The sequence below is a fragment of the Zwartia panacis genome (genome assembly GCF_030410395.1).
Taxonomy (GTDB): Bacteria; Pseudomonadota; Gammaproteobacteria; order Burkholderiales; family Burkholderiaceae_B; genus Zwartia; species Zwartia panacis.
The window spans coordinates 124,356-145,830 of sequence record NZ_JAUHHF010000008.1 but is presented as its reverse complement, the minus strand read 5'-3'; the positions used below and the strand labels follow the sequence as shown (position 1 = coordinate 145,830).

Annotated in this window: 18 protein-coding genes; 9 read left to right on the top strand and 9 right to left on the bottom strand. The window is 49.3% G+C overall.

The window, feature by feature from the left end; all coding sequences use genetic code 11:
• Positions 1-218: 218 nt before the first annotated feature.
• Positions 219-542, top strand: coding sequence for a ferredoxin FdxA (gene fdxA / locus QWY30_RS11805; protein ID WP_290241252.1), 324 nt, complete (start codon positions 219-221; stop codon positions 540-542).
• A gap of 9 nt (positions 543-551) precedes the next feature.
• On the opposite strand, the gene QWY30_RS11800 is transcribed toward fdxA, so the two are convergent.
• Genes QWY30_RS11800 through QWY30_RS11775 form a run of 6 tightly spaced genes read right to left on the bottom strand, consistent with a single transcriptional unit; the run spans position 552 to position 8,449 of the window.
• Positions 552-2,219 (bottom strand): TRAP transporter large permease, encoded by a 1,668-nt coding sequence (locus QWY30_RS11800; RefSeq protein WP_290241271.1) that lies wholly within the window; start codon positions 2,217-2,219, stop codon positions 552-554.
• A gap of 10 nt (positions 2,220-2,229) precedes the next feature.
• Positions 2,230-2,883 (bottom strand): TRAP transporter small permease subunit, encoded by a 654-nt coding sequence (locus QWY30_RS11795; protein WP_290241250.1) that lies wholly within the window; start codon positions 2,881-2,883, stop codon positions 2,230-2,232.
• On the bottom strand, positions 2,880-4,106 hold the full coding sequence (locus QWY30_RS11790) for a xanthine dehydrogenase family Fe-S subunit (RefSeq protein WP_290241248.1): 1,227 nt from the start codon (positions 4,104-4,106) through the stop codon (positions 2,880-2,882). The genes QWY30_RS11795 and QWY30_RS11790 overlap by 4 nt, the downstream gene beginning before the upstream one ends.
• Positions 4,103-4,945, bottom strand: coding sequence for an FAD binding domain-containing protein (locus QWY30_RS11785; protein ID WP_290241246.1), 843 nt, complete (start codon positions 4,943-4,945; stop codon positions 4,103-4,105). Before QWY30_RS11785 ends, QWY30_RS11790 begins: the two co-directional genes overlap by 4 nt.
• Entirely contained in the window at positions 4,942-7,332 is a 2,391-nt protein-coding gene (locus QWY30_RS11780) for a xanthine dehydrogenase family protein molybdopterin-binding subunit (protein ID WP_290241244.1), read from the bottom strand. The genes QWY30_RS11785 and QWY30_RS11780 overlap by 4 nt, the downstream gene beginning before the upstream one ends.
• Before the next feature lie 22 nt (positions 7,333-7,354).
• The gene (locus QWY30_RS11775) at positions 7,355-8,449 is read right to left on the bottom strand and encodes a TRAP transporter substrate-binding protein (protein ID WP_290241243.1); all 1,095 of its coding nucleotides are present in this window, start codon (positions 8,447-8,449) and stop codon (positions 7,355-7,357) included.
• A 273-nt stretch (positions 8,450-8,722) separates the two neighbouring features.
• Here QWY30_RS11775 and QWY30_RS11770 point away from each other — a divergent pair, with 273 nt between their 5' ends.
• The 5 genes from QWY30_RS11770 to QWY30_RS11750 all read left to right on the top strand — a co-directional run bounded on the left by QWY30_RS11770 (position 8,723) and on the right by QWY30_RS11750 (position 15,240).
• Positions 8,723-9,343: a MarR family winged helix-turn-helix transcriptional regulator gene (locus tag QWY30_RS11770; protein WP_290241241.1), complete on the top strand. Its 621-nt coding sequence runs from the start codon at positions 8,723-8,725 to the stop codon at positions 9,341-9,343.
• Between the two features lie 133 nt (positions 9,344-9,476).
• Positions 9,477-10,790 carry a tRNA-dihydrouridine synthase gene (locus tag QWY30_RS11765; RefSeq protein WP_290241240.1) on the top strand — a complete coding sequence of 438 codons (1,314 nt, stop codon included), beginning with the start codon at positions 9,477-9,479 and terminating at the stop codon, positions 10,788-10,790.
• Positions 10,791-10,800: 10 nt separating this feature from the next.
• Positions 10,801-12,912, top strand: a complete 2,112-nt coding sequence (locus tag QWY30_RS11760) for a hydantoinase/oxoprolinase family protein (protein WP_290241238.1) — start codon at positions 10,801-10,803, stop codon at positions 12,910-12,912.
• A 20-nt stretch (positions 12,913-12,932) separates the two neighbouring features.
• Entirely contained in the window at positions 12,933-14,480 is a 1,548-nt protein-coding gene (locus tag QWY30_RS11755; RefSeq protein ID WP_290241236.1) for a hydantoinase B/oxoprolinase family protein, read from the top strand.
• Positions 14,464-15,240 carry a ferredoxin--NADP reductase gene (locus QWY30_RS11750; RefSeq protein ID WP_290241234.1) on the top strand — a complete coding sequence of 259 codons (777 nt, stop codon included), beginning with the start codon at positions 14,464-14,466 and terminating at the stop codon, positions 15,238-15,240. Before QWY30_RS11755 ends, QWY30_RS11750 begins: the two co-directional genes overlap by 17 nt.
• Before the next feature lie 25 nt (positions 15,241-15,265).
• On the opposite strand, the gene QWY30_RS11745 is transcribed toward QWY30_RS11750, so the two are convergent.
• Genes QWY30_RS11745 through QWY30_RS11735 form a run of 3 tightly spaced genes read right to left on the bottom strand, consistent with a single transcriptional unit; the run spans position 15,266 to position 17,886 of the window.
• A complete protein-coding gene (locus QWY30_RS11745; protein ID WP_290241232.1) occupies positions 15,266-15,730 on the bottom strand; it encodes a RidA family protein in 465 nt (154 codons plus the stop codon).
• Positions 15,731-15,782: 52 nt separating this feature from the next.
• Complete coding sequence (locus tag QWY30_RS11740) at positions 15,783-17,192, bottom strand: FAD-binding oxidoreductase (protein ID WP_290241229.1); 1,410 nt, start codon at positions 17,190-17,192, stop codon at positions 15,783-15,785.
• 22 nt (positions 17,193-17,214) lie between these two features.
• The gene (locus QWY30_RS11735) at positions 17,215-17,886 is read right to left on the bottom strand and encodes an aspartate/glutamate racemase family protein (protein ID WP_290241228.1); all 672 of its coding nucleotides are present in this window, start codon (positions 17,884-17,886) and stop codon (positions 17,215-17,217) included.
• Positions 17,887-18,006: 120 nt separating this feature from the next.
• Between QWY30_RS11735 and QWY30_RS11730 the strand changes: the two genes are divergently transcribed.
• The 3 genes from QWY30_RS11730 to hydA all read left to right on the top strand — a co-directional run bounded on the left by QWY30_RS11730 (position 18,007) and on the right by hydA (position 21,475).
• Positions 18,007-18,915, top strand: coding sequence for a LysR substrate-binding domain-containing protein (locus QWY30_RS11730; protein WP_290241226.1), 909 nt, complete (start codon positions 18,007-18,009; stop codon positions 18,913-18,915).
• 132 nt (positions 18,916-19,047) lie between these two features.
• Complete coding sequence (locus tag QWY30_RS11725) at positions 19,048-19,974, top strand: dihydrodipicolinate synthase family protein (protein ID WP_290241225.1); 927 nt, start codon at positions 19,048-19,050, stop codon at positions 19,972-19,974.
• A 16-nt stretch (positions 19,975-19,990) separates the two neighbouring features.
• Positions 19,991-21,475, top strand: coding sequence for a dihydropyrimidinase (gene hydA, locus QWY30_RS11720; protein ID WP_290241224.1), 1,485 nt, complete (start codon positions 19,991-19,993; stop codon positions 21,473-21,475).

Genomic DNA, 21,475 nt, shown 5'->3' with positions numbered 1-21,475 from the left:
TTTGGCTGAGATGTTTGTAGCTCATAAGGTGACTTTGACTTGGCGGTCTGGAAATCTGAGATGCTAGAACACTCTCAGCCAACCCGCCCAATTAATCAAAGTTGCACTTCGTACTTGAAACCACCTTACTTAACTCTGTCGCAAATTAATCATATTTTCGTTAAAATTTAATTGTTAGTGTACTTATTGTTAGTGCACTTATTGTTAGGATGAAATCCATGACTCATGTCGTCACTGAGAATTGTATAAAGTGCAAATTTACTGATTGCGTCGATGTGTGCCCAGTGGACTGTTTCCGAGAAGGGCCAAACTTTTTAGTGATTGATCCGGATGAGTGCATTGATTGCGCTGTGTGCATTCCAGAGTGCCCGGCGAATGCTATTTTTGCGGAGGAAGATTTGCCTCCCGATCAAATAAAATTTGCGCAGCTCAATGCAGAATTAGCCCCTATATTTGAGAGTATTTCCGCCTCCAAGCCTTCCGCAGAAGATGCCGAAGAGTGGAATGGAAAGCCCGATAAGCTCAAATATTTAGAACGCTGATGCAAGCGCTTATCTAAAAGCTTTGCTGGGATCCTGATCTGTCGCTGGATCAGGGTTCTCGTAAGGATTGCCCTGAATATTTAAGTCGACGGTAGCAGGATCGACCGTCGAAGCGTCGTTTTTATAGTGAGTCACCATTCCGGGGAAAGCTAGAACGATCGCCACCATGATCAGTTGAATGATTATGAACGGAATGGATCCTGAGTAAATTTGACCAGTCGTAACACGCGCAATTTTTTTGCCAGTTACTTTGTCTGTGTAATCAAATTTTGGTGCGACCGATCTGAGGTAAAACAGAGCGAAACCAAAGGGTGGATGCATGAAGGATGTCTGCATATTGACAGCGAGGAGAACGCCGAACCATATAAGATCTATCCCCATCTTGTCCGCGACCGGTCCGAGTAACGGAACGATGATAAATGCCAACTCAAAGAAATCCAAGAAAAAAGCCAGCACAAAAGTCAAGATACTCACAACAATCAGAAAGCCCGTTTGACCTCCGGGCATATTGATTAATAGATGTTCAACCCAGAGATCGCCATCTACAGCGCGGAATGTCAGGCTAAAAACTGTGGATCCGATCAGAATAAAGATTACAAAGCAGGAAAGTTTAGTGGTCGTATCCATGGCTTGACGCAACAATGGCATGGAAAGGCGTTTGCGCGATATTGCCATCAGGATTGCACCCACTGCGCCCATCGCGCCACCTTCAGTCGGTGTAGCAACGCCGATGAAAATGGTTCCTAAAACAAGAAATATCAACGCGAGTGGTGGGATCATCACAAAAGTGACACGCTCCGCGATTTTTGATAACAAACCCAAGTTGAGAAGTTTATTAATCAGCGCAAGAACAAAAGCGACCGAACCCCACACAAGAACAATCATCACGATTTGTTCATCAATAGGTGCGCTCTCTGATATGAATATCTTGCCGAATATTAATGCGACAGTGATAGAGATGAGCATAAGTACCGATAGCGAGCGCGTTCCACGAGATCCTGTTGGCTCGGAATATGTTCGAGAAGATTCGGGAATGGCCGGTGCAGATGCGGGTCGAAAAAAAGCTAAAACGAACGTATATAGAATGTAAGCCAGAACTAAACCAAGACCAGGTAAAAATGCACCTCGGTACATGTCGCCGACGGATCGTCCAAGTTGATCGGCCAAGACAATCAGAACAAGTGACGGTGGAATGATTTGTGATAACGTGCCAGAGGCTGCGATCACTCCTGTCGCGAATCTTCTGTCATATCCATACCTCAACATAATGGGTAAAGAAATAAGCCCCATGGAGATTACCGAAGCTGAAACAACACCGGTCGTCGCTGCTAGCATTGCACCCACAAGAATCACTGCAATCGCCAAACCCCCTCGAATAGAACCAAAAAGCTGGCCGATTGTTTCAAGTAGATCCTCCGCCATACCGGAGCGCTCAAGCACAAGACCCATGAAAGTGAAAAACGGTATTGCAAGCAAGGTGTCGTTTGAAATGATGCCAAATACACGTTGAGGTAGAGCCTGATAGATCGCAGGAGTCATTAGCCCAAGTTCGATTCCGATCAAGCCGAATAACAGTCCGTTCGCAGCTAGAGAAAAGGCAACCGGAAAGCCCAAGAGGAGAAGTAGGAAAAGTGTCACAAACATGACGGGCGCTAGATTGGCGGTCAAGAACTCGATCATGGAAGTTTCACACCTTAGGTGAATGTTCTTGGTCAGAAGGGGAAAGACCTACCGCCGGGGATACGCTCAAGTGATTTTCAATTTTGGTATTGGATAAGATCGCTTGCGCGAGCGCTTCCTCCGAGGTTTGACCCTGATGCTTCAATATCGGGTCTGGACATTTCCCTGATAAAAATCCGACACATTTGATCAAATGTGAAAATCCACTCAGCACAAGTAGTCCAAAGCCGATGGGTATTAGTAACTTTGCGGGCCATCGAACTAGTCCTCCAGCGTTAGAGGATTGCTCATTTTGTATATAGGCTTCAGTAAAGACAGGCCATGACAAAAACATGATGAGTAATGCCATCGGCAATAGAAAGAACAGAATTCCAAAAATTTCGATCCATATTTGATGAATTCGATTGAGCTTAGAGGACAAGATATCAACTCTGACATGCTCATTTCTTAGGAGCGTATAACCGGATGAAAGTAAAAACAGCGCACCGAATAGATACCACTGAAGTTCGAGCCATCCATTAGAGCTGCTATCAAAAATCTTTCGAATGACCGCATTGCCGGAGCTTACAAGAACGACAATCAGGCAGATCCAAATCACGACACCACCAATGAATTCGTTCAGGCGATCAATTAAGCGAGATAAACCAAGTAAAAATTTCATGGTTTGCTCTTGAACGAAAGCAGTGTGAGTAAACGATCCCAAATGATTCCAAAGAATAATGCGATTGGGCGAATATTTTTTCGCTTGTTTGTCAGATCAATCTCCGGGTGCGTCAGTGATTGCTCAATATTCTCGGCAAATATCTTCATCATGCGCCGCACGAAATCCTTGACGATCCCTGATCTTGAGAACTGAGCGAGCGGTCCTTGAAGACCATATGACATAGTGATGTGAACGCGGGATCTCTGGTCACCTAAAGACTCAATGCGGTAAGAGATATTTCCAGTTGCACGAGAGTTACTGAGTCGATCCTGGCCCGCACCATTGAGCGTGGCGGTATGAGTATTTTGGTCAATTGAAAGAGTGGCGGTGCCATCGAAGGCCGCTTGCATGGGTCCGAATTTGAGGGAAAGCCCCCCCTTCACTTGCTCGGCTTCTATCGAAGAAATAAATGCGCCCGGCAAACATCGAGCAATCGCCGGGAGATCGATCATGAACGCCCAAACTCTAGTTACTGGAAATGGTACGTCAAAGTTTTCTAAAATTTCAGTATTGTTTTGGTTTGTCAGATTTGGCGTTGATTTCAATGCTGTGGATTTGTGGGTTTGTCCAGATGCACCGACTTGTAGGGGTTGTGCATTACCCGCCTCAAAGTTCTGAAAGACTTTCTCAGCCACCGCGGGGCGATCCAGTATGGCTGATTGATCTATTGGCTTGCGACCTTGACGAAGTGCTTCAACCGAAGGATCTGGCTTTACCCTTAGCTCCTCAAGTACTGAAAGGATGGCTTCTACAATACCGACATAGCCTGTGCACCGGCAGAGATTTCCGGACAGTTCTGCCCTGATGATGCGCTCAGATGCGTTAGGAATCCTAATAACAATATCTCGGGCCGTCGCCAACATTCCAGGAGTGCAGTAGCCGCACTGGAGCGCATGGTGCGATGAAAAAGCAACGCGAAGTCTGTTCATCACTGGGTCGCCATCATAACCCTCGATGGTCGTGACGGATCTCCCTTCGCATGCCACTGCATAGGTAATGCATGAACGTACGGGCTGCCCATCAAGCAATACGACACAGGCACCGCAGACCCCATGTTCGCAGCCAAGATGAGTACCGGTCAGGTTTTCCTTTTCACGAAGAAAGTCCCCAAGATGCATGCGAGGAAAGACTTCATGAACGACCTGACGATCGTTAATCTTTAGTGATAGCCGATTCGTCATGCTTGTCTCTCGATTTTGAACGCACGATCTAAACAGCGACTAATCACTGTGGTAAATAATTTTTGATCTAGTTCATCGAGCTCTGGAAGATTGAGTGAGACGTGTTCCGAGATGATGTCTCGACTGATTGAATACCAACCATCTTTTGCGATGATTTTTGCTAGCCCGGAAAGGGATCGTGGTGCACCATCCAACGCTCCAACAGAAATATTCGCAGTTTTATTCTCCGGATCAAAATAAGCTGCGCAACTGGCATCAGCGAATTCACCGATTTTTCTGCAGAATTTAAAGTAACCCCATCTCGATTGATCATTCATTGCAGGAATGATGATTGCGGTGATGATTTCCTGCTCGGCGAGAACAGTTGTATATGCGCCCAGCATAAACTCATTAATTGGGACACGTCGCATGCCTTTCGCGGATGCAATTTCGATTTCGGCATTCATTGCAGTGGATGCAAGTACCCAGTCTGCAGCGGGATCCGCATGGGCGATACTGCCACCTATGGTTCCACGGTTTCGAACTGATCGGTAAGCGATCGACGATGCAACGTACTGCCAAGGGTGACCCTTTAATAAATCCACTATACCGTCTTCAATTTCTGCGTGTGTCAGTCCAGAACCTATTTTAAGCAATGCACCCTCTTGGGTCACTTTTTTCAGTTCGCGTAATGTAGAAATATCAATTACGGAGTCAGGTCGAGCAAGACGTAAATTCAGCATGGGCCCAAGTGATTGACTGCCAGCCATTACTTTGGTGTCTAAGCCATTATTGCTTAAAACCTCAAGCGCTTTTGAAAGTGAGGAGGCTCTCTCATATTCGAAGCGCGCCGCTTTCATGACGAACTCCTCTCTGATGTTGCTGTTTTCGTATTTTTCTGATGCAGTGCGTTGAGGATCTTTCTTGGTGTGACGGGTGTGTCCAACAACTCCGTCGCGCCTAACGGTTTGAGTGCATCATTGATGGCTCCGAAAATAACCGCTGGGGGGGCGATCGCTCCGCCCTCGCCCATTCCTTTCGCACCAAATTCAGTGTGGGGCGAGGGCGTTTCAAAGTGATCCACACGAATTTTTGGAGATTCTGATGCTCCCGGAATCATGTAATCCGCAAAAGTAGATGCGAGGGGTTGTGCATAACTGTCATAAGGTGTTTCTTCAAACATGGCTGTGCCTATTCCTTGCACAATTCCACCAATTGTTTGCCCCTCGACAACCATAGGGTTGACCATTACCCCACAGTCTTCGACACAGACATAATCGAGAATTTCTACGCTACCAAGTTCTGGGTCGACGGCGACCACCGCAGCATGAGTTGCATATGTAAAGCACCCTGTGTCAACGCGTGGTTTATAACCAACAGTCGTTTCTAAACCGGCAGGGTCCGCATCGGACGGCAAGCGTTGAGGGCTCAGGTACCAGGCTTCAGCGATATCTGCGATAGAAACGGTCTTATCACCCCAGATGAAATTCGAACCTTCCAATACGACATTGTCTACATGAGTGCCAAGGAGGTGAGCACCGATTTTGAAAGCACGTTTGAGCAGTATCTTACTGGCCTGAGCCACGGCGCCACCAGACATAACCAATGACCGAGAGGCATAGGTTCCAGTGGAGAAAGGTGTTTGACTAGTGTCTCCGTGTATCAGACGGATACGATTGAGATCAATGCCCAGCACATCATTGGCAATTTGTGCAAAAGTAGTTTCCATTCCTTGTCCGTGAGAATGAACTCCAACTCTTATCTCAAGGCCGCCATCGGGTGTGATTTTGACAAAAGCTTGATCGAAACCTGGAATAACAGGAGTACCCCACGCGGCGAAGACTGAAGTCCCGTGCGCTGCCTGTTCGGTATAGGTAGCCATTCCAAAACCAAGCAACTTTCCGTCAGCTCGCGGTGACTGCTGTTCCTCTCTGATGCGTTTGATATCGATCATTTCAAGAGCTCGCCTGACGCTTGAGGGATAGTCGCCGCTATCAAAGTGTTTATTTGTGACGTTGATATGGGGCATTTGCTCGGATTTCACCAGATTGTCGAGTCTGACTTCCCATGGCTCTCGCCCAACTGCGTCTGCGAGCGCATTGATAGTCATTTCAATGGCAAAACATACGCCAGTTCGTGCGACGCCGCGGTAGGGAACAAATCCAGGTTTGTTTGTAGCAATACATTCAGAAATACAGCGATATCCTTTGAAATCGTATGGTCCGGGTAAATTGCCGATAGCCTGTCCAGGCTCGAGGCCGATCGTGAAAGGCCAAACTGAATATGCTCCACCATCGATGGTGATCCGAGCGTCCAACGCTAGTATTCTGCCGGTCTTGTCAGCATAGACCGTCATATCGTAATGATGTTCACGTGTGTTCGCACCGGCAATAAGGTGCTCTCGTCGATCTTCTATGTAGCGAAAAGGTCTTTTATGTTTTTTTGCGAGCCATGCGACGCAAAGCTCCTCTTGTTGCAGGACACACTTGTAACCGAATGCGCCGCCAACATCTGGGGAGATAATCCTGACCTGTCCTTGATCCATCTTGAGAAACAGCGCAATCGCTGTACGAATCATGTGGGGGACTTGGGTGGCGCTGACGATGACCAACTGATCGGCCTGATGATCCCAATAAGCAAGTACGGCCTTGCCTTCCATCGGCACCATGCACTGACGTGCAAGTGTTATTTTTCTATTGACAATTACTTCTGCTGGGGCGGAATGCTTTTCAAAATCACGATCAGCGTGGAGTGTCAAAAAGGTATTGTTATTCCAATCATCATGAACAAAATGCTCTGTTGCTGTGCGGGATGAATGAACGTCTGCATAAATCGGCAAATCATCATAATCAATACGCACCTCTTCTAGTAGGTCTTCGGCCTCGGCGCGGGATTTAGCAAAAGCCATCGCAACTGGTTCACCTACAAAGCGAACCTTACCTTGGGCGAGGGGTGGTTGCGTTGAGGATTGATATGTCGGCAATGTGGAGTCGGCTGTGATGTCAAGTGCATCCAACATCTCTCTGGTGAAGATGCTGGATGCGTATTGTTCAGGAATATTGATCTTGCCAATTAACGCATGGGCCACCGGGCTGCGCAGAAAAGCAACTTCACACATTCCGGGTAAAAACATATCCGCGACAAAGTTTCCTTTGCCGTGGAGGTGTCGGGAATCTTCTTTGCGCTGAACGCGCGCGCCAATTCCTTGTGGCTTGTTGCGCGTTTCAGTGTGACGATGGTCACGCATGGTTCGATCGGTTGAGAGAGAATCAGCGACGCGTTACGGCGGCAAATGTGTAGTTATCCAAGGAGCTTTCGGCGATTCTGAACCAGCTCGCTTCTTCTTGTTGATACTTTTTCCATTCCGGAAAGATTGCAGCAAAATCAGGATTTTTTTGTGTGAGCTCGGTCCATAATTCTTGAGAAGCGTTATAGCTTGCATCCATCACGTCGCGCGGGAAATAACGCAACTGAGCACCTGCCGCAATCAGTTTGCGTAAGGCGCCAGGATTTACGGCATCGTAGTGCGCCAGCATCTTCAGGTTTTGTTCGTTACAGGCTACATCAAAAGCTGCCTTATACAGTGGTGGAAGCGCGTCATATGCTTTCTGATTGACCATGGTGGTAATGGATGCACTGCCCTCCCACCAGCCAGGTGCGTAGTAGAAAGGCGCGACCTTGTTTAGCCCAAGTTTTTCATCGTCATAAGGACCGATCCACTCTGAAGCATCCATCGTCCCTTTTTCCAAGGCCGAATAAATATCGCCTGCAGGAATTTGTTGTGGAACGACGCCAAGTTTGCTCATGACCATGCCGCCGATGCCACCGATGCGCATTTTCAATCCCTTGAGATCGGCGACGGTTTTGATTTCCTTTCTAAACCACCCGCCCATCTGAACACCAACGTTGCCGCAGGTAAAGTTCATGATTCCGTATTTCGCATAAAGCTTTCTAAGAGCTGGCATACCTCCACCGTACAAAAGCCAAGAGTTATGTTGTCTCGCATTCATTCCAAAAGAAAGGCCTGTGTCAAAAGCAAGCGCAGTATTTTTTCCAACATAAAAAGTACTCAGCACATGATTGCATTCGACGGTCCCGTTTCCCACGGCATCCATATTTTGAGGGACAGGAACGATTTCCCCTCCAGGAAAGGCTCTAATATCAAACTTGCCGTCGGTTAACGCTGAAACGCGCTTACACAGCTCATCGGCAGATCCATAAATAGTGTCGAGACTTTTCGGCCAGCTCGTTGACATTCGCCACTTAACCGCAGGTGAAGACTGGGCAATGGCTGGAACAGCTAGGGTGGATAGACCAACGCCAGATATAGACGCGGCACCGGTGAGAAATTTACGTCGTTGCATGAGCTGCTCCTTAGTGAGAGACGAATAGCAAACAAACTACAAATTTGTATGAAGTATCAACCGCAAACCACCGCGTTTCTTTCTATTATTTTTTTCAGCATACTGACACACTTCAAAAAAATCAACAATATTAATTAGTAGGCTAACAATGTGGCGTGTAAACAAATCTCAGGCATCCTGATTATTGAGACGTCGGTTGAATACGAATATGGTTTAAGCAATCGTAAAATCTGGTACTTTCCCTAGCTAGATCCTTTAGGAGGTAGAAGTCATATGATCGCTAGAAAGAAATTTCCAGCAAAAAAGGTGGCGGAACTATCCGAGAAAAGCACCGTTAAAGTATCGGGTAGTACTGAAAAGCCCTTAAAAAAACCAGAGGGATACACGATTTGGGATCGTCCGGGATACTTGGTTCGTCGTCTGCATCAAATTCATGTCGCGATGTTTCTGGATAAAGTGGCGGACGGAAGCATGACTCCGATTCAGTACGGTCTTTTGAGCATACTGGCGACTCGTCCCAACATCGATCAGTTCACAATTGGCGAAGAGTTGGGACTTGATCGGGCGAACGTCGCAGGGATTCTCAAGCGTTTAGAGGCCAGAAAATTGATATCTAGAATCGTCGATGATGACAATCGCCGCAGAAAACTGTGCGTTGCAACATCGAAAGGTGTCGCGCTTGTCAAGCTACACGAAAAAGCAATGAAAGATTGTCAAACTGAGTTGCTGAGTCCGCTATCAGTTCAGGAAGCTAAACAGTTCATGGGCCTGTTGTCGCGTCTCGTGGAGGGAAATAACGAAAGTAGTCGTACTTCGTTGCGCCCGAACGGGGAGGCATTTCTTCCTGCCAGTCCAATAGCTTTACGCAAGCGTGATAACAAGGAAAAGTCCTAGGTTTTTCCCGCAGTGACAAAGCTTGTAGCTTTCAAAAAACACCTTCGGCGAAAAATTTTTGTTTGCATACTATTAATTAGCATACAAACAATGTATTCTTTCTCCATACGTGTCGAATGAAAGGAGCGTTAACGTGGCCGACCTATCACTAGAGTTCTGTGGAATTAAATTTAAATCCCCGATCGTGATCGCTTCGATCGAGACGACTAATAGCCCGGAAGTCATTCGAGAGTGTGTCGATGCTGGCGCGGCGGGTATGATCGTCAAGACCCTGACCGATATCGAAGATATGGCAAGGCTCACTCAGAATTCCAAATACGCAATACTGAATGAAAAGAACGAAGTCATCAAAGGTAAAGTCAATAAGAATTTTGTGTTCTACAGCAGGTCGGGCTACTCCAGCACTGGTTTTCGCGAGTGGGTGCCTTACCTCAAGGAGTTGAACGAATATGCGAAAGATCAAGGTTCACATTTGATTGGCAGTGCAGGAGGAAAAACCGTTCAGAGTTGGATCGATATCAGTAGAACGATCGAGGATTGTGGACTGCCAATGGTGGAGCTCAATTTTGGTTGTCCTCATCCTGCGATGATGCCTGGCGTGCATGGTGGGTCGATGATCGGACAAGACGCCGCCGTGGCGGCCGAAGTGACTGCGCGTGTTTGTGAAGCCGTCAATATCCCGGTGGTGATCAAACTCACTCCGGACCAGTCTAGAGTGATGGATATTGCAAGAGCCGTTCGAGATGCTGGCGCTTCAGCCGTAACAGCAACGAATCGCTACACCGGCTTTTCAGTTGATATAGAAACGGGATTGCCGCGACTTGGCGGGCCAGCGGGTATTGGAGGTGTTTGGGCAAAACCGCTGTCGCTAAGATGGGTGAATCGTATTTATACCGAGTTAGGCATGCCAATCACAGGATCCAACGGAATCTATGATCACAAGGATGTCGTTGAGTTCATCATGACGGGCGCGCCACTAGTGCAGGTGGGTTCAGTGCTGATGCTCAAAGGCATCAAGCATCTTCCAAGTATTATTTCAGGCCTTGAAGAGTTCATGGACAAGCACGGATACCCCGATATCGCATCGATGACAGGTATCGCGTCGCGTGCCGCGGTAAAAGATTATGGCGATCAATTCAAAAAGCCGCGCATGCACAGCGAGATCAAGGAAGAAACCTGTAAAAATCCAACTTGCACGATCTGTATTCAGACATGTTTTTATGATGCATTGGCACAGGGACCTGATGGTGTGATGGCGCTGAGCGATAACTGCATCGGTTGTGAAATGTGCACGCAGACATGCCCGTTTGATTCAACGAGTATGCATACAACCACAGAGCAACAACGCTCAAGTCAAAAGTTTTACCAAATACCAGAGGAGGTGTTTGAAACCGGAAAATTCGAAAAGAATTTTGATCGGGGAATCAAATTGGCAAAAGTTCGTTGATGAGAATTTGATGAAGCATAATCAAAAAGAGATTCAGTATAGATTTGCTTTTGACATAGGTGGCACCTTCACTGATTGCGTATTGCTAGGGTCGAACGGGATTGTTTTCACTACTAAAGTGCTGAGTGATCACGATAATGTTGTCGCCCCTATCGCAGCAGGGTTGAGGCAAATGCTGGAGGAAAATAATGTTGCGATTTCCCAAGTAAGTGAAGTTGTCGTTGGCGCAACGACCGCGGTGACTAACTTGGTCATTGAGCGAAAAGGCGCTTTGACGGGCTTAATTACAACGCTCGGATTTAGAGACGTCATAGAGATTGGACGTGAGCTGCGCTTTGATCTGTACGATTTGACAGCGCCAGGTCCAGATCCTGTCGTCTCAAGGGATTTGCGGGTTGAGATTGATGAAAGGCTGGATGCCTCGGGAGCTGTTCTCAAGAAGCCATCAGATGAGAATATCGAGCAAGCGGTTCGTTTACTGATCGCAAGAGGCGCTAAAACAATCGCTGTATGTTTGATGCACAGTTTTACAAATCCTTCCCACGAACAACAGGTCAAGTCGATCGTGGGGCGCATCGCGCCGGACATTCCTGTTTCCCTGTCATCCGAGGTGCTAGGCGAATTACGAGAATACGAGCGAACGGTCGCAACAGTTCTGAACGCCTATGTAATGCCGATGGTCGGAAGTTACCTGAGTACCATTGAAAATGGTTTGAAAGCATTAGGTATCCGGGCGACGCTGAGAATCATGCAGTCAAATGGCGGAGTGATCTCAAGAGATCTCGGTGAGCGTATGCCGATTCGGATGCTTGAGTCCGGCCCTGCTGCCGGTGCGCTGGGTGCCGCCTATGCGGCTCAGCGCGCAAGTGTTGCTGATGTCTTGGCGTTTGATATGGGTGGCACAACAGCTAAAGCCTGTTTGATCGCGAATGGCAAGCCATCTGTGACAACAGATTTTGAGGCGGCTAGGCTTCAGCGATTTAAAAAGGGGAGTGGTCTGCCCGTACGTTTACCGACTGTGGATCTGATCGAGATTGGAGCGGGTGGAGGTAGCATCGCCCATATCGATTCGAATGGTTTGCTGAAGGTCGGTCCGGAAAGTGCTGGATCTAACCCCGGACCTGCTGCATACGGACTTGGTGGAGAGTTTCCGACAGTGACCGATGCCGCATTGATAATGGGCTATCTGGATCCAGAAGGAAGTCTGAGTGGTTCGGTACGTTTGCGTTTGGATCTTGCTGAAAGAGCGATGTTGACGCATATTGCAAAGCCACTTGGTATTTCAGTGATCGAGGCGGCAAATGGCATCCATCGTATTGTCTGTGAGCACATGGCAACAGCCGCGAAAATTCATGCTGTAGAAAAAGGCCAGGATGTTCGTCGCTACACCTTGTTGGCCTTTGGTGGTGCTGGACCAATACACGCGCGAGAGGTCGCTCGACGAAGTGGGTGTCAGGAAATATTTGTTCCGGCAAATGCTGGAGTTTTTTCAGCCTTTGGTTTGTTGGTTGCGCCAATGAAAGTGGATACTGTACGAACCCGATTTACGCGGATAGACACGATAGATTGGTCTCAGACTGAAGAATTACTCAAGGAGATGGAGCAAACTTTAGCTGATCAGCTTTTATCTGCCGATGTGCCGAGAGATTCAATCCGTTATCGCCGTACGGCAGATATTCGCTACGTCGGACAGGGCTTTGAAGTTGAGACCGAGTTGCCAGTATTCATGCGTGAAAGCGAGAGGGATGCTCTCGAGCAGCGCTTCAACGTGGCCTATGCATCACTCTTTGGTCGCCATCTTGAAAGGCAAAAACTCGAGGTCATAAATTGGCGAGTCGAAGGTTTCGCCGACATTTCATCGCCTCCAGCCGTCGATGGTCAACACTCTGCATCAATTGAAAAAAAACAAGAAAAGAACCGACAGGCCTACTTTCCAGACATCAATGCCTATATTGATACCCCTGTCATATCTGAATCCGCACTTGTGGTGGGTCAGACCTTAGAGGGGCCCGCTCTGATTGAGCAGGCTGGTTCTACCGTAGTCGTGGGGCCTGGTGATCAATTCGGCCTGGATGCGTTTGGAAACATTCGAGTCGTCATCGGTGCACGCTCAAAGAAATAGTATCTTAAGACAGGACATGGATGATGAATCCTATTGATCTAGAAATTTACTGGAACCGACTGATTGCCATTACTGACGAAGCTGGTGCAGCCCTCAAGCGTACTTCTTTTTCAACTGTCGTACGCGAGTCAAACGATTTCGCATGCGTGTTGTTAGATACCGAAGCGCGCCTTGTTGCTCAGTCCTCGCTGAGTATCCCTGGATTTATTGGAACCGCTCCGTTGTCGCTTCAAGGCATGCTCAAAGTGTTTCCAAAAGAGACGCTTCGTCCCGGTGATATTCTGTTCACGAATGACCCATGGATCGGTACGGGGCACTTACCTGACGCAACAATGGCTTCACCGATTTTCCTTAATGGAAAATTGATAGCCTTCGCGATCGCAGTGGCTCATCTTTCTGATATCGGTGGACGACAATGGTCTGCAGACGCGAATGAGGTTTTCGAAGAAGGAATACGGTTTCCGGTGATTAAACTCGCCGAGGCGGGTCACTTCAATCCGCTTGTGATGCAAATGCTCGAGGCGAATGTGCGTTTGCCGCAGCAAGTTCGAGGCGACATAGAGGCTCAAGTCGGCGCGCTTGGTGTGGCAGAACGTCGTTTGATTGAAATGCTTGACGAGTATGGACTCACGCATATCGATGATATAGCTGCTGCAATTTTCAAAGCGTCGAACGATGCTGCGCTGAGAGAGTTAAGACTAATCCCACCCGGTATTTACAAAGGTAGCGTCGATTCGGATGGTTTTGACGAGCGGGTCAGCATTCAGGCAACGATTACTGTGACAGCGGATGGTGTCACGGTTGACTACAGCGGTAGTACTGGGCAGATTCGTTATGGAATTAATGAAACATTCAACCATACATATGCGTATACGATATTCCCCTTTAAATGCCTGCTCTCTCCTGGGTTGCCTAACAATGATGGTTTTACGCGTTTATTCAAGGTCATCGCTCCGGAGGGAACAATTGTCAACGCGCGTCCGCCTGCAGCTGTGGGTGCGAGACATTTAATCGGACATCAACTTCAGGCCGCTGTATTTGAGGCGATGTCCACAGTTTTTCCTGAACGTGTACAAGCTGATAGCGGAACACCTCTATGGTCTGTATTGCTCAGAGGTGTCGATGTGGAAAAAGGGACTTCTTTCTCGACCATTCTTTTCTTTAACGGTGGAATGGGTGCGATGCGGGATCGGGATGGGCCTCCTGCAGCTGGCTTCCCTGCAAATATTTCAAACACACCAATCGAAGTGGCCGAGACTCTTGCCCCGATTGTTTTCGAACAAAAAAGCCTGACAGATGGATCGGGCGGAGAGGGTATTCATCGCGGAGGAATGGGTCAAACCGTATCATTTACTTCAAAATGGCCAGGCCGACTCAGAGTGTCGTTACTCACCGACCGTACACGAATACCTGCGAAAGGTATTTATGGTGGGGAGCCAGGCAAGGTGGGCCATGTTCTTTTAAATGGACACCCTGTCAGTAATCCAAAGAGCGTTGTTGATATGTTGGAGGGCGATACGCTTGAGCTCGCCTTACCCGGAGGCGGTGGTTATGGCAAAGCAAAATGAAGTGACAATTTTGGATGTGAAGCATTGGAATGAAACACTCTTTTCATTCAAAACAACTCGCGATCCAGCCTTACGCTTTCGAAATGGTCACTTCGTCATGATTGGTCTGGAGGTTGATGGCAAACCGCTTATGCGCGCCTACAGCATTGCGAGTCCTAATCATGCGGAGTATCTCGAGTTTTTTTCGATCAAGGTCGAAAATGGTCCACTTACCTCCCGACTACAACATATCAATGTGGGAGATAAGCTTCTGATTGGACAAAAGTCTGTAGGCACTCTTGTTTTGGATGATCTGACACCGGGCAAACGGTTATTTTTATTATCAACCGGTACAGGACTTGCCCCTTTTATCAGCATTATTCAAGATCCCGAAACGTACGAGCGTTTCGAAAAGGTGGTTTTAATTCATGGGGTACGTACAGTGAGCGAACTGGCATATTCTGATTTCATCCGTCAAGAGTTGCCTCAGGATGAGTACCTGGGTGGTATGGTGCGTGAGCAATTGATTTATTACCCCACTGTTACGCGCGAAGCCTTCAAACACACAGGTCGTTTAACACAGGCGATTCAGTCAGGAAAATTATTTGAAGACATAGGTGAACCGCCACTATCCTGCGCAACAGATCGCGCCATGATTTGCGGCAGCCCTGCGATGTTAAAAGAAACAGCGGAAATGCTTGACGCAGCTGGATTCAGTGTCTCACCAAGCGCAGGTGTCCAAGGAGACTATGTTTTCGAGCGTGCCTTTGTCGAGCGTTGACTGTTGGTGCGATACTCGACCTGATTCAGGCATCCTTAATTTGAATAATCGCCTCGATTTCAACGGACATCCCACCTGGTAAAGATCCCATCCCCACTGCGGATCTTGCGTGCTTGCCTGCATCGCCCAGGACCTCAACCAGTAAGTCTGAGCAGCCGTTAATGACTTTAGGATGATCTCCAAAGCTGGGTTCGGCATTGACCATGCCTAATAATTTGATCACCGCCTCAACTCGGTCGAGCGAACCCACAGCCTGACGAATCGTCGCCAACATCTGCAGTCCGATTTGTCTGGCATCTTTGTATCCGTCTTCGACTGAGCGATTAAGGCCAAGCCGTCCCACAACGGTGCTGCCATCTTCTTTGCGCGGGCCTTGGCCTGACAGATACAAAAGCGAGCCCGCCTGTCGCCACATCACAAAGTTTGCGATGGGCGTTGGTACTGTCGGCAGAATCAAGCCGAGATGTTTTAGTTTTTGCTCGGGTGTCATGTCGTGTCTCCGGATGAATGTTGCGCGATACCTTAAGGGTGTTGTTTTAACTTTATAGTAGCTTGCCTGGATTCATGATCTGATTTGGATCGATCGCGCGTTTGATCGCGTTCATCAGGTCCATTTCGACGCTTGATTTGTAGCGTTTCAACTCATCACGACGCAAGGTCCCCACGCCATGCTCAGCGCTGATGCTGCCATTGAATTGCGTCACGAGGTCGTGAATTCTCTTGTTTAACTCTGCGGTTGTCTCTTTGTACAGCGACGGTGAAATATCCAATGGCACCAATACGTTGTAGTGCAAGTTGCCATCGCCGATATGCCCAAAGTTGATAATGGGTAAATCAGGAAAACCATTCATGACGATTTGGTCGGCTTCTTTGACAAATGTCGCAAGACTGGAAATCGGCAGGGCAATGTCATGTTTGACTGCTTTGCCCGCCTTGACCTGAGCCATTGAAATGCCTTCCCGCAGCCGCCACATCGAAACGCTCTGCGCTTCGTTCATCGCGACAACACAATCATCGATCAGTCCATCATCGATCGCGGAGGTCAGAGCCTCTTGCAGCATTTCCTGCAAGCCATTCAAATTCGTATCAGCCAGTTCGATGAGTGCGTAATAGGGATATGCTTGATTCAATGGGGAGAAATGTCCATCGAGATGACGTGTCACAAGCGCCAAACTTGACTCGGACATCATTTCGAACGCGCTCAGGCGGGGCCCGCAAGCAGCCTGTAGCCGGTTAAGAAGCGTGACGACGGATGTCAGCTCCTTCGCCCCAACCCAGGCCGAGACGCGTCCGGCTGGGGCCGCGAAAAGTTTCAGCACCACACCGGTAATAATTCCAAGCGAGCCTTCTGATCCGATGAACAGATCCTTTAAATCGTAACCGGTGTTGTCTTTGCGCAGTCCTCGGAGTCCATTCCAGATTCGTCCGTCAGGCAAGACGACCTCAAGGCCCAGCGTGAGGTCGCGCGTATTGCCATACCGCAGCACGCCAGTGCCACCAGCATTCGTCGCCAGGTTTCCTCCGATCGTGCAACTCCCCTCGGCGCCCAAGCTGAGTGGAAAATAACGATCGACAGCCCGAGCGGCTTGTTGAATCTCGGCAAGGATGACACCCGCATCTGCGGTCAGCGTGTTGTTCACAGGATCCACTTCATGAATCCGTTTCATGCGATTCAGGGAGAGCACGACTTGAGCGCCGCTCATATCTGGTGTGGCGCCACCACTCATCCCTGTATTACCACCCTGGGGGACAACAGGAGTCTGTGATTGGTGGCAAAGTCGCATGACGGCAGACACTTCAGCCGTATTGCGAGGGCGCACGACCGCGACTGTTCGGCCATGCGCCTTGCCCAACCAGTCGTTGACGTAAAACTCTTGCTCAGCAGGATTCAATATCACGCCTTCTTCACCCACCACATGGATCAGTCTGGACGTAAATTCTTTTTGCTTCATTGGATCCTGCATAAATTTTCTCTCACCAGCTTAAAAGTGTGCGTCCGATCGCCATAGAGGTGGCAGCCTGAGTAGGCTCCACGACAGGCACGCCTAATTGCTGTTCTAGCCAGGCGCGATGGGCCGCCATTCCCGCGCAGCCCAGAACGACGACATCAATCAAATGCGAATCCCGCAGCTGCTGACCCGCGCGCAAAAGCCCCGCGCGTGTCCGGTCTGTATCGACCAGGTCTGTCACGTTCATGCCTAAAGGGACCTCGGCCACGACGCGTTCCGTCAGGCCCATAGCTCCGAACATACGACCATGGCGGGGAATCGATGTCCGCAAAATCGCAATGACACCGACGCGATGACCGCGGGTGAGTGCTGTCAAAATGCCGCATTCGCTGATTCCCAGAACAGGTTTAGAAGTCGCCTCCCTGACAGCGTGCAAGCCTGGATCGCTAAAGCAGGCAATGACATACGCGCCAGCGTCATCGCCATGCTTCGAATCAAGGCTCTTTACAAGATTGACCAAAGGTAAGGTGACATTTTCAACATCCATTTGGGACTGAATGCCTGGAGGACCTTCGGCAAGCGTGAGGGACTTGATTGCCGGTCCGCCCGGGATGCGCAGAACGTTGAGTGCTTCGTCAAAAGCGTCTGTGACGGCCTGTGATGAGTTCGGATTGATGACGAATATCGTTTTTGGCATGGGCTTCTCCTCTTTTGCACGAGTCTAGCAGCGCTCAGTCATGTTTAACATTGTCATTTTATGTACAAGCATTAACATGGTGTTATGGTTTGAGGATATGGTTTTCAGAGACGTGTTCCTATGCAATTGAACCTGAGACAGATTGAAGTGTTTCGCGCGGTGATGACTTCCGGCTCAATCAGTGGGGCGGCAAAGTTGTTGTGCGTATCCCAGCCTGCGATCAGTCGTCTTTTATCTCATACGGAACAGAGACTTGGATTTGGCTTGTTTGAGCGCGTCAAGGGCCGACTTTACCCAACTCCCGAGGCTCGACAGCTATTCAAAGAAGTCGAGGCCGTCTACGACGGAGTTCGCCGGGTCGAAGAGCTGGCCAACGAGCTCTCGGAAAAGAGAAGTGGCATTTTGCATCTGGTCTCGAGCCCCAGTATTGGTCATATGCTGATACCCATGGCGATTACCGCCTTTCACCAGACGCATCCCGAGGTCAAGGTGACTTTTCAGCCATTGACTGTTGTGCCTTTGACGCAAATGTTGCTCGAGCGCCGCGCTGATTTGGGTGCAGTGATTTTGCCATCGCAGCATCCTAATTTATCTTCCGAGCCTATCGGTCAGGGCAATCTTGTCGTGATCTTTCCTTACAGCCATCCATTGGCGAGTCGCTCAATGCTGACGATAGAAGACCTTTTGCCCTACCCGCTGGTTTCATACCGGAGTGAAACGCCTTTCGGAACACTTGTTGAGCAGATGTTTCAGGAGGCGGGACACGTGCGACGCGTTGCCATCGAAGTGAGTTCGCCTCATAACGCCTGTGCGCTGGTTAAAGCGGGTGGCGGGATTGCGATCGTAGATGAGTTTTCGGCCCATAGCGCGGCAGGCGATTTTGTCGTGCGTCCCATCGCGCACACCAAAACGCTGGCGATTAATCTTGTCCAGTCGCGCTTTGAGCCGCTTTCCCAGCTCGCCCAGGATTTTGCGCATACTTTGCGCGAAACAGTCAAAGCGCAAGGCTTTGCCGTCCGTGAAAAGTAAAAAGCCCATTTTGACCATAACATCAAGTTATGGATGAGTGATAAAAAAACAAGTGATGTTCTAAGGCAAGAAAGATAGCATTCGGTAGAGGGCACTCAACAAGATGTGCCAATAATTTTCTACGGAGATGCGATGCCAGCCCCGCTAAACGCTCAAGGTGTATTCACGATTTGTCCGACTCCCTTTGACGATACGCTCAAGGTCGATACTGAAAGTATCAAGAGTCTGGTGGATTTCTTGCTCGATACCGGCGTGACCGGCTTGGCGATTCTGGGTTTTCTCGGCGAGTTGCATAAGCTTTCCAATGCGGAGCGTCGTCTCGTCACCGATACCTTTATCAAACACACAAAAGGTCGCGTTCCAGTTTGGGTGGGCGTGCGTGCACACGGGATCACGGGTGCAATCGAGCAAGCGCAAGAGGCGCAAGATGCGGGATCTGACGCAGTATTCGCGGCACCGCTGGACAACGCGGGTGATGCCCTGTTGTTCGACTATTACAAAGCGATTGCCGATGCGATCAAGATCCCTGTCGTGATTCATGACTTTCCAGACTCTTTCGGGACTGAAATCCGACCCGAAGTCGTCGCCCGTCTGGGTAAAGAGGGCGGGGTCCATATGATCAAGATGGAGGAGCCGCCGGTCGGTCCCAAAATTAGTCGCATCCGTGAGTTGGCAGGTGACGAGGCCATGAAGATTTTTGGCGGCCTGGGCGGCATGTTCTTTCTTGAAGAGCTCCAGCGTGGTGCCGTAGGCACGATGACGGGCTTTGCCTATCCAGAAGTGCTGGTCGAAATTTACAACCGCTTCGCCGCCGGAGATCAGGTGGGAGCTGCTGCCGTTTTTGATCGTTACTGCCCACTTATCCGCTACGAATTCCAGCCCAAACTTGGTCTGGCGTTGCGCAAGCACGTCTACCAGCAACGCGGTGCGATCAAGAGTCGCGCGATCCGCGCCCCTGGCATGAAAATTGATGCGCTGACTGTCAAAGAGCTCGAGGCCACCATCGCCCGAGTGGGTTTATCGGTGACGGGCAAAGGACGCCAAGCTATTCAAGCTTGAGAGTGGAGAAAACAAGATGAGCACCAGCACCACATTCGATGTGACCATTCGTCATGGCAGAATTTGTACCGCGAACGAGACCTATTACGCCGATATCGGTATCAAGGATGGTGTGATCACCGCGATTGCTAAAAATTTGCCGGCAGGTAAACAGGACGTCGATGCGGCAGGACGCTGGGTGTTGCCAGGCGGAATTGACAGCCATTGTCACGTCGAGCAGCTCTCTGGCATGGGCATGATGTGCGCGGACGATTTCTACAGCGCGACCGTATCCGCGGCGTTTGGCGGTACGACGACGATCGTCCCCTTTGCCGCGCAGCATCGCGGTAACAAAATTCCCGAGGTGGTTGCGGATTACTCGAAACGCGCAGCTGAAAAAGCAGTGATCGACTACGGGTTTCATCTGATATTGGCAGATCCTACGCCCGAAGCGCTTGAGCAGCATTTGCCCGAAGTCATTAAAAACGGTGTGACATCGTTCAAGATTTACATGACTTATGACCGCATGAAACTCGATGACTATCAAGTCCTCGATGTACTGGAGTGCGCCAGCAAAGAGGGCGCGCTCGTCATGGTGCATGCGGAAAACAATGACATGATTCGCTGGATTGCCCGTCGTTTAGTGGATCGGGGTCTGACAGCACCAAAATATCATGCGGTCGCGCACACCAGTCTCGCGGAAAGCGAGGCCACCAATCGTGCGGTGACGCTCGCGCGTTTAGTTGATGTGCCTTTGCTGATTGTCCACGTGGCGGGACAGGAGGCGGTTCGAGTCATTCACGCTTCACAAGCGCTGGGTTTGCCCATTCATGCGGAAAGCTGCCCGCAATATCTCTTTCTCACCGCAAAAGACATTGATTTGCCTGGACTGGAGGGCGCAAAGTTTTGTTGCAGTCCCCCGCCCGGCGACGAAGTTTCGCAAGAGGCAGTCTGGCAAGGGTTGATCAATGGAACCTTGCAGATGTTTTCCTCCGACCATGCTCCTTATCGATTTGATGAGTCGGGCAAATTGCCCAAGGGCGATGCGACGACTTTTAAAGATATGGCCAATGGTGTTCCGGGACTCGAAGTACGCATGCCTTTGCTATTTTCTGAGGGCGTATTGAAAGGGCGCATGACAATCGAACGTTTTGTCGCAGTCACCGCAACGAATCATGCCCGCACGTACGGGATGTATCCACAAAAAGGGACGATCGCAGTCGGAAGCGATGCGGACTTGGCGATTTGGAATCCTGAGAAAGCCGTCACGATTTCAACGACTATGTTGCACGATAACGTCGGCTACACACCCTATGAAGGAAAGCAAATTAACGGCTGGCCTGAAAAGGTATTTAGTCGCGGACGTTTGGTCGTGTCAGATGGTGAGCTCAAAGTCGCGCGTGGTTCCGGAAAGTTCGTTAAGCGCTCGACGCCTGAGCCCGTCTTGCGCCAGCGTCTAAATGGCAATCCTAATTCCGTCATGCGTAAATATTTTTCAGTCGATCCATCGGAGAGGCACTGA

Excerpts from the sequence above, each read along its gene's own strand:
- QWY30_RS11775 (WP_290241243.1), bottom strand. The coding sequence starts at position 8,449 with ATGCAACGACGTAAATTTCTCACCGGTGCCGCGTCTATATCTGGCGTT.
- QWY30_RS11785 (WP_290241246.1), bottom strand. The coding sequence starts at position 4,945 with ATGAAAGCGGCGCGCTTCGAATATGAGAGAGCCTCCTCACTTTCAAAA.
- QWY30_RS11760 (WP_290241238.1), top strand. The coding sequence starts at position 10,801 with ATGAAGCATAATCAAAAAGAGATTCAGTATAGATTTGCTTTTGACATA.
- QWY30_RS11770 (WP_290241241.1), top strand. The coding sequence starts at position 8,723 with ATGATCGCTAGAAAGAAATTTCCAGCAAAAAAGGTGGCGGAACTATCC.
- QWY30_RS11780 (WP_290241244.1), bottom strand. The coding sequence starts at position 7,332 with ATGCGTGACCATCGTCACACTGAAACGCGCAACAAGCCACAAGGAATT.
- hydA (WP_290241224.1), top strand. The coding sequence starts at position 19,991 with ATGAGCACCAGCACCACATTCGATGTGACCATTCGTCATGGCAGAATT.
- QWY30_RS11745 (WP_290241232.1), bottom strand. The coding sequence starts at position 15,730 with ATGACACCCGAGCAAAAACTAAAACATCTCGGCTTGATTCTGCCGACA.
- QWY30_RS11755 (WP_290241236.1), top strand. The coding sequence starts at position 12,933 with ATGATGAATCCTATTGATCTAGAAATTTACTGGAACCGACTGATTGCC.
- QWY30_RS11730 (WP_290241226.1), top strand. The coding sequence starts at position 18,007 with ATGCAATTGAACCTGAGACAGATTGAAGTGTTTCGCGCGGTGATGACT.
- QWY30_RS11740 (WP_290241229.1), bottom strand. The coding sequence starts at position 17,192 with ATGAAGCAAAAAGAATTTACGTCCAGACTGATCCATGTGGTGGGTGAA.
- QWY30_RS11735 (WP_290241228.1), bottom strand. The coding sequence starts at position 17,886 with ATGCCAAAAACGATATTCGTCATCAATCCGAACTCATCACAGGCCGTC.
- QWY30_RS11750 (WP_290241234.1), top strand. The coding sequence starts at position 14,464 with ATGGCAAAGCAAAATGAAGTGACAATTTTGGATGTGAAGCATTGGAAT.
- QWY30_RS11795 (WP_290241250.1), bottom strand. The coding sequence starts at position 2,883 with ATGAAATTTTTACTTGGTTTATCTCGCTTAATTGATCGCCTGAACGAA.
- QWY30_RS11725 (WP_290241225.1), top strand. The coding sequence starts at position 19,048 with ATGCCAGCCCCGCTAAACGCTCAAGGTGTATTCACGATTTGTCCGACT.
- fdxA (WP_290241252.1), top strand. The coding sequence starts at position 219 with ATGACTCATGTCGTCACTGAGAATTGTATAAAGTGCAAATTTACTGAT.
- QWY30_RS11790 (WP_290241248.1), bottom strand. The coding sequence starts at position 4,106 with ATGACGAATCGGCTATCACTAAAGATTAACGATCGTCAGGTCGTTCAT.